2 protein-coding genes are annotated in these 1,449 nt (G+C 43.7%); both read left to right on the top strand.

All coding sequences use genetic code 11. The features are described from left to right. Positions 1-65 precede the first annotated feature (65 nt). Entirely contained in the window at positions 66-974 is a 909-nt protein-coding gene (locus tag R8N49_RS24625) for a tyrosine-type recombinase/integrase (protein WP_102137292.1), read from the top strand. Next, on the top strand, positions 971-1,449 hold a 479-nt coding region (locus R8N49_RS24620), incomplete at its 3' end, for a hypothetical protein (RefSeq protein WP_318190158.1). The genes R8N49_RS24625 and R8N49_RS24620, both read left to right, overlap by 4 nt.

Here is a 1,449-nt window from a genome sequence, read left to right as displayed (position 1 = left end):
ACACAAGCAATATGCAGCTCGCAGTACCATCCTCCGATATATCCATTCCATCGGAGTAACACGCAATGGCTAAAGGGCACTTCGCAAAATCAGAAAAACAAGCCGCTTCTGTCATGAAAGAAATGCAGGGGAAAGGTAATGCCATAGAATCGGTGGGAACGGCGAGGAACTACGAACAAGCATTGAAAACCTGTTGCGATTATCTGAAAGAGTTCAAGCTTGGCTCTCTAAGAGAACTAACCCCAGAACAAGCAAAAAACTACATAGAGTTACGCGCTCACGAATGTAAACAAAGCACAATCGACATGGATCGTCAGGCAATACAAACAATGATGCAGCATGTCACACATAAGTTAGAACCCAATCAAACACTATACCCACCCAAAGAGCTTCCTACATCTAAAAAAGAAACTATTGAAAACTCTCGTTCTTACACGCCAGAACAGGTCAATGCGATCATTCAGCACCAAACCGAGCAACATGCACTCTCAACACAACTTTGTCATGAAGCGGGTCTACGCGCTCACGAACTGTACACACTACGACCTTCTGGCGAAGTAAATCCGAGTCCACGGGACGTACACCAAGATAAATTTTCCCAACTCCCCAATGACTCAAAAACCTACACGGTTCAAGGGAAAGGCGGTCTCATTCGTGAAGTTCAAATCCCCAACCATTTGGCAGAAAAGTTAGAAGAACGCAGACTCGATACACCACAGCAACTCTCTGACAGGGGCGTGAATTACGAATCGCATTACAACATAGCAGGAGGACACAAGTTTTCTGATGCGTTCAGCAAAGCGAGTTCTCGCGCTCTTGGGTACTCCAACGGAGCACACGGCTTACGCCATAGCTACGCACAAAACCGCTACGAACAACTGGCTAACCACTTTGAGCGTATCGATGTCATGACGATTATTTCTCAAGAGCTAGGGCATTTCCGCCCCGATATTACAGAGGTATACCTACGATGATTTGGGGATTTTTGACGGTAATTGTTGTGGGATTGGTATTGCTTTTTGCAGCACCATTTCTTGATTTTCTAACTCCCGATAGCACGATTTGGTTAGTAGACTTATCCAACTCAAATGGTCCTATTTTACTAGCACAAGGCGCAAAAACGCTCTGGTACCAATGGCAATCATGGGTTTACATATTCTTGTTTAGCCTCATGACAGCGTTCATTTTAGGTTTAATTTACAACGGCATTCGCACATTCGCAGATGAGTCGTTACTCAAAGCTAAGAAAGAATTAGCTAAAAAAACGAAAGAGATCGAAAACATAAAACGAGAATACCAAGGTCAAGTTGAGAAGGATATCGTAAACAAACACGCCAAAGAAGCGAAACGACTCAACAAGAAAGAAAACGAGATCTACGCTATCAAGCAGCAAACAGAGAACAAGGAAGTGGCGTTACAAAAGCAAATAAGAATAGTCAATCACGCACA

Source organism: Vibrio sp. 1978 (assembly GCF_033344345.1).
This window is presented reverse-complemented; position numbering and strand designations above follow the sequence as displayed.

Coding starts and splice junctions, on each gene's coding strand:
- R8N49_RS24625 (WP_102137292.1), top strand. CDS start 66: ATGGCTAAAGGGCACTTCGCAAAATCAGAAAAACAAGCCGCTTCTGTC.